The organism is Chitinimonas sp. (genome assembly GCF_041904975.1).
Lineage (GTDB): Bacteria > Pseudomonadota > Gammaproteobacteria > Burkholderiales > Chitinimonadaceae > Chitinimonas.
The window spans coordinates 1-6,208 of sequence record NZ_JAYRLZ010000036.1 but is presented as its reverse complement, the minus strand read 5'-3'; the positions used below and the strand labels follow the sequence as shown (position 1 = coordinate 6,208).

The window sequence follows — 6,208 nt, the reverse complement described above, 5'->3', positions numbered from 1 at the left end:
TATCGCCATCCTCACCCGCCGCGCCAGCGTGGTATCGAAGTCGGTAAAGGGCGTCGGGGAGCCGCCGCAGCTCAATCTCGCCGATCTGCGTGGTGCCGATGAGCTGGGCATTCTGGCGGCCTGCCTCGCCGACCTGATGCAAAGAGTGCGCGAAGACGCCGAACGCGAGCAGATTCGCGCCGCCCAGGAAAAAGACCGCTGGCACGCGGTGGGCCATGAAATCATGTCGCCGCTGCAATCCTTGCTGGCCCTGCATGGTGCCGACGACAGCACCCGCTATATCAAGCGCATGCAGCAGGCGGTGCGAGTGTTGTACGGTAGCGCTTCACCCAGCGAGGCATTTGAAACCACCACCTTGCAGCTGGCACCGCTGGATCTGGACGCGTTTTTGCAAAGCGTGGCAGAGAACGCACCGAGCGCTGCGATCATCGATGTGGGCTATGACGCGAGCGGCGAAGCGCTATGGGTGCGGGCCGACCCCTATTCGCTGGAAGACGTGATCACCCATGTACTGAAAAACGCCGATCGCTACCGCCCGGCCGGCTCTCCCATCACCATTACCCTGAGCGCCAGCGACACCGCCGCCAGCATCGCCATCCACAACCAGGGCCCGGCCATTGCCGAGGACAGGCTGGAAGCGATTTTCGAATACGGTATTTCCGACCAGCCGGATTCGGCAGCGAACGGCAACCGCGGCCAGGGCCTGTTTGTCGCCCGGACCTATATGGCCAAAATGGGCGGCACCATCGTCGCCAGCAATACCGAAGACGGCGTTTGCTTTGTACTAGGCCTGCAGCGGATCAGCCAGCAATAGACAGCTGGTATGCACGTAGCCGGCACCTGCTCCCTGCACGCATTGCCGGTTTTCATCCGCAGCGGCACAGGCAAGCCGCAGCCCTCACCCGCGAACTTTCCCGCTGCCCGGCTGACAAGTCTTTATAACCAGGCTCATTATCCCCGCCCATGACACCCTCCAATTTTGAACAACTGTTCGAGCAGCTTCTTGCCCGCCCCGGCGACGCCGGCAGCGATGCCCTGGTGCAGCTGGTCGGCTTGATCCGTCCGGCGCGTGCCGACGATGTGGAATCGGCAATCCAGGCGCTGCGCGCGCTGTCCTTCCTGCTCGGCCAACGCAGCGACTACCGGCTGGCCTTGCGTGACTATCTGCGCGCCATGCTGGAAGCACGTCGGCTGGCCGGTTTGTTTGCCGACAGCGGCATCCTGTCCAATGAGGGCCTGTGGAGCGCGCTGCGCAACCGGCTGGGCGCCAAGCTGCTGCCGGCGGAGTATCGCGACGAGTACCTGCGCGATGTGCTCAATCGGGCCTTCAATCAGCCGGACGATCATCGCTGGGTGGCAGCGGTGCCCGAGGCAGTGTGGCTAGCGCTGTGGGAAATCATCCTGCCCGCAGGCGAGGCCCTTGTGCCGCCGCTGCGCCATGGCCGGCTGGAGCTGATTGAAGCCGCGCAAGTGCTGTCCTACCGCATCTCGGCCATCGGCCTTGAACCGGAGCTGGTGCGCAATCACCCGGCCATCGAGCAGTTCGAGTCACCGTTCCTGACCCAGAATGTGGCGCTGCGCGAGTATCTGGAAGACGCCAAGGCGCTGCTGTTCGACCCTGCCCATCCGGCACAGGACGATAAACAGGTGCGGGTGCTGCTCGACCAGTGCGAGCAGATCGTCGAGCGCCTGCGCCGCACCGCCCGCCGTGAAGGGGTCAGCATCAGCCTGACCTATCTGCTGGTACGCCTGCGACAACATATTGACCGCTTGCGCTTGCTGCTCGACTTGATCGCCGCACCGTCTGCCGACATCGCCCGTCCCAAGACCCTTGCCCTGCTTACATCCCTGGTGGAAGCGGAAAACCGCCGCACCAGCGTGCGCGACCTGTTTGCCACCAATACTGATTTGTTGGCCCTGCAAATTACCGAGCATGCCGGCAGAACCGGCGAGCACTATATCGCCAGCAATCGCGAAGAATGGCGCCAGATGGGGCGCTCGGCGATGGGGGCCGGTCTGGTGGTCGGCTTTATGGCCATCATCAAGATCCTGCTGGCGCGCCTGAAGCTGGCGCCGCTGATCGAGGCCTTTGCCTTCAGCATGAATTATTCGCTGGGTTTCATGCTGGTGCATGTGCTGCATTTCACCATTGCCACCAAGCAACCGGCGATGACCGCCGCCCGCATTGCCGCCAGCATGGAACGCCATGGCGAGGGCGATGCGCTGGATGGCCTGGCCGAGCTGATCGAGGCGGTGCTGCGTACCCAGTTTGTCGCCATTCTCGGCAATGTGCTGGTGGCGATCCCCACCTCGCTGGCAATCGCGCTGACGGTGCGCTACGGCTTCGGGCAAAGCTGGGTCAGCGCCGACAAAGCCCAGCATCTGCTGCATGACCTCGACCCGCTGCACAGCCTGGCGCTACCGCATGCGGCCATCGCCGGCGTCTGCCTGTTCCTGGCCGGTTTGATCACCGGCTACTACGACAATCTGGCGGTGTATAACCGCATCCCGGCCCGGCTACGCCAGTTGCATGCGCCAAGGCGACTGTTTGGCGAAGCGCGCTGGCTGCGCTTTTGTGGCTATGTGGAAAACAATCTGGGGGCGCTGGCCGGCAATTTCTTCTTCGGCATCATGCTCGGTTCCATCGGCACCATCGGCTTTTTGCTCGGCCTGCCGATCGATATCCGCCATATCACCTTTTCGTCTGCCAACTTGGCCTACGCTGCCGTGGCGCTGGACTTTGCGCTGTCCTGGCAAACCTGGCTGCTGTCGATTGCCGGCATTGCCCTGATCGGCCTGACCAATCTGGCGGTCAGTTTCAGCCTGGCCTTGTTCGTTGCCCTGCATTCGCGGCGCACCAGTTTTGGCCAGAGCCGGGCCTTGCTCGGCAAGTTGCTGCGTCGTTTTTTTGCAGCACCGAAGCGCTTTTTCATTGCACCTGCCGAGCCAGCTCAGGCGGGTTCTGGACAGGCAGGCGGCGCCAGCAGCGGCGGTCATTAAACTTTCACTTGCGCGTCACGCAAGCGACATGGGCCGGTTGCACGCTGCTGGCTCATGACGACATCTGCCCCCCTCCATCTGGCGTTTGTGACGGAAACCTTCCCGCCTGAAGTCAATGGCGTGGCCATGACCGTGGGGCGCATGGTCGATGGCCTGCGCCGCCGCGGGCACCGGGTGGATCTGGTCCGCCCCAGGCAGTTGCAGGATGGGGCCGCGCCCAATCCGCAGGAACTGCTGGTAAAGGGCCTGGCCCTGCCGCGCTACCCGGAGCTGCGCTTCGGCCTGCCGGCCGGCAGCGCGCTGAAGCAGCGCTGGCGCGAGGCCCGGCCCGATCTGGTGGTGGCGGTGACCGAAGGCCCGCTGGGCTGGTCGGCCCTGCGTACTGCCCGCGCGCTGGGCATTCCGGCCATCTCTGAATTCCATACCAATTTCCACCACTACAGCCAGCACTACGGCATGGCCTGGCTGGCACGGCCGGTGCGCGGCTATCTGCGCCGCTTTCATCGCCAGACGCTCGCCACCCTGGTGCCGAGCGAAGATGTGCGCGACGGCCTCGCCAGCGAGGATTTCGCCCATCTGGAAGTGGTGGCACGTGGGGTCGATACCCAGCTATTCAGCCCGCAGCGCCGCTTAGACGATTTGCGCGCACAGTGGGGCGCCAGCCCGGCTACCCAGGTGGTGGCTCATGTCGGCCGCATGGCGGCGGAAAAGAATCTGCCGCTGGTAGCGCGCGCGTTTCGCGCCATGCAGCAGATCCGCCCCGACAGCAAGCTGGTCTGGGTGGGCGATGGCCCGGAGCGCGCCGCCCTGCAGGCCGCCAATCCGGGCCAGGTGTTTGCCGGCATGCAGCGCGGCGAAGCCTTGGCCAGCCACTATGCCTCGGCCGACGTATTCCTGTTCCCCAGCACCACCGAGACCTACGGCAATGTCACGCTGGAAGCGATGGCGTCCGGCCTTGGTGTGGTGGCCTATGGCTATGCGGCGGCACGCCAGCATATCCGCCATCTGCAGAACGGCCTGGTCGCGGTTTTCGATCAGCCGGAGGATTTTCTGGCGCAGGCCCGTTACGCCGCCAGCTATCCCACCGTGATGCGCGAGCTAGGCAGCGCGGCGCGCGTACATGCCGAGCAGCATGGCTGGGAGGCCATCGTCGCCCGCTTTGAAGAAGTGGCCCACGCCGCCTTGGCGCGTGCCGAACACCAGAGCGGCGGCCCCTTGCTGCCTTCACCCACCTGAGCGAGCCAACCATGCCCATGCACCGCGACAGCTGGATTGCACTGGATCAGCGCTGCACCCTGAGCCTCAACCGCGCCAGTCGCAGCCATCTGGCACGGGGCTTTTTTGCGGCAATCAGCAAGCTTGGCAACGGACGCTTCTGGTATGTGCTGATGGCGGTGCTGCTACTGGTGTTTGGCCGCCAGGCGGCACCGGGTGTACTGCATATGGCGCTGGTCGGACTGGTTGATCTGGCTCTGTACAAATGGCTGAAGCGGGCTACCTCGCGGCCGCGCCCCTTCATGCGCTCGCCGGCCATCATTCGTGGCTGCGATGTGCTCGATGAATACAGCTTTCCCTCTGGCCACACCTTGCATGCCGTCGGTTTCAGCGTGGTGGCTCTGTCCTACTTCCCTTTCCTGGCGCCTTTGCTGATTCCGTTCACCGTGCTGGTGGCCGCCTCGCGCCCGGTACTCGGACTGCACTACCCCAGCGATGTGCTGGCCGGGGCCGCCATCGGCGCACTGGTCGCCAGGCTGTCGTTCTGCCTGCTGTAGAGTGATGCAAGCACGCAACACTCAAACGTCCTATCCAGCCAACCCAGTCCGGTGAACGATGGTTCTCCACGATAATGCAGCCCTGCCTGACCCAGGCGGCGAATTTTTGGAGAACCTTTGATGCAAGCCGATTTTCAACAAGCAGTTGGTGCTTACTGGCAAACCGCCATCCAGCGTGATTGGGCAGCTTTTTCTGCCTTGCTGCACCCCGATGTGGTGTACGAAGTGCCGCAGACACGCGAGCGCATTCGTGGCCGTGATCACTATGTCGAATTCAATCGCAGCTGGCCGTTCAACTGGCATGCCGAGCTTCGCGATATCGTGGCCGACGCGACACAGGCGGTGAGCAGGATCGCCTATACCGACGAACAGGGCGCCTGCGAAGCCATCAGCTTTTTCCGCTTCCGCGACGGCCTGATCAGCCATATCACCGATTACTGGCCGGCCGAGTACGAGCCGCCAGCGCGGGTAGTCGATTGTATCGAACGCTACTGAGCGCATTCGGCGCGCGGCCGGTGCGCAGGTAAACTGGCGGAATGGTTGACCATCTCATATATGCCTTGCCCGCCGCCGCGCGGCCTCACCGACAATGAAGCGCCGCGATTTTCTGGCGGCCGGCTCGCTCTCCCTGATCGGCTGTAGCCGTAAAAGCGCTGCGCCGCTGCCGCCGGGCGAATTGCTCGGTCCCTCCCATGCGCTTGGCCATCAACTGCGCGATCGCAAGCCGTTTGCGGCCGCGGTTGAAGTGCGCAAGGTCGATGCCCTGATTGTCGGCGGCGGGATGGCCGGCCTGGCTTGCGGCTGGTGGTTGCGCCGACATGGTTTCAGCGATTTCGCCCTGCTGGAAATGGAGCGTGAGGCCGGCGGCAATGCGCGCGGTGGCGAAAACACGGTGTCGCGCTATCCCTGGGGAGCGCACTACCTGCCGCTGCCAGGGCCGGATGCGCTGGAATTGCGCCAGATGCTGGCCGAGTTCGGCGTGTTGCGTGGCGACCCGCAAGCGCTGCGGCCCGAATACGACGAGCGCTATCTGGTATTTGCCCCGCAAGAGCGCCTGTTTATCAACGGCGCCTGGCAAGAAGGCCTGTTGCCGCAATTCGGTGTGCCGCCCGAGGCGCGACGCCAGCAGCAGCGCTTTATTGCGCAGATGGCGCAATTCAAGGCGCAAACCGCTGCGGGTGGCGGCCTCGCCTTCAATATTCCGAGCCAGCGCGGCGGACCGGTCGATGCGGCGCTGGATCGCATCAGCATGGCGGACTGGCTCAAGCGCGAAGGCTATTCCGCTCCCAGCCTGCATTGGTGGGTCAATTACGGCTGCCGCGATGACTTCGGCACCGACTACCAGCAGGTGTCGGCCTGGGCGGGTATTCACTATTACGCAGGCCGCCACGGCCAGGCCAGCAATGCCGACAGCGATGATGTGCTGGTATGGCCAG

Annotated in this window: 6 protein-coding genes; all 6 read left to right on the top strand. The window is 63.9% G+C overall.

Translation table 11 applies throughout. The features are described from left to right. Positions 1-814, top strand: an 814-nt coding sequence (locus tag ACE3OH_RS05660; RefSeq protein WP_374349396.1) for a sensor histidine kinase, incomplete at its 5' end; no start/stop codon positions are given. Between the two features lie 149 nt (positions 815-963). Then, entirely contained in the window at positions 964-3,000 is a 2,037-nt protein-coding gene (locus ACE3OH_RS05655) for a site-specific recombinase (protein ID WP_374349394.1), read from the top strand. Positions 3,001-3,054: 54 nt separating this feature from the next. Then, entirely contained in the window at positions 3,055-4,236 is a 1,182-nt protein-coding gene (locus ACE3OH_RS05650; protein ID WP_374349392.1) for a glycosyltransferase family 4 protein, read from the top strand. An 11-nt stretch (positions 4,237-4,247) separates the two neighbouring features. Next, positions 4,248-4,772 carry a phosphatase PAP2 family protein gene (locus tag ACE3OH_RS05645; protein ID WP_374349391.1) on the top strand — a complete coding sequence of 175 codons (525 nt, stop codon included), beginning with the start codon at positions 4,248-4,250 and terminating at the stop codon, positions 4,770-4,772. Positions 4,773-4,892: 120 nt separating this feature from the next. Continuing rightward, entirely contained in the window at positions 4,893-5,267 is a 375-nt protein-coding gene (locus ACE3OH_RS05640; protein ID WP_374349390.1) for a nuclear transport factor 2 family protein, read from the top strand. Between the two features lie 94 nt (positions 5,268-5,361). Then, positions 5,362-6,208, top strand: an 847-nt coding sequence (locus ACE3OH_RS05635; RefSeq protein ID WP_374349388.1) for an NAD(P)-binding protein, incomplete at its 3' end; no start/stop codon positions are given.

Coding starts and splice junctions, on each gene's coding strand:
- ACE3OH_RS05655 (WP_374349394.1), top strand. CDS start 964: ATGACACCCTCCAATTTTGAACAACTGTTCGAGCAGCTTCTTGCCCGC.
- ACE3OH_RS05650 (WP_374349392.1), top strand. CDS start 3,055: ATGACGACATCTGCCCCCCTCCATCTGGCGTTTGTGACGGAAACCTTC.
- ACE3OH_RS05645 (WP_374349391.1), top strand. CDS start 4,248: ATGCCCATGCACCGCGACAGCTGGATTGCACTGGATCAGCGCTGCACC.
- ACE3OH_RS05640 (WP_374349390.1), top strand. CDS start 4,893: ATGCAAGCCGATTTTCAACAAGCAGTTGGTGCTTACTGGCAAACCGCC.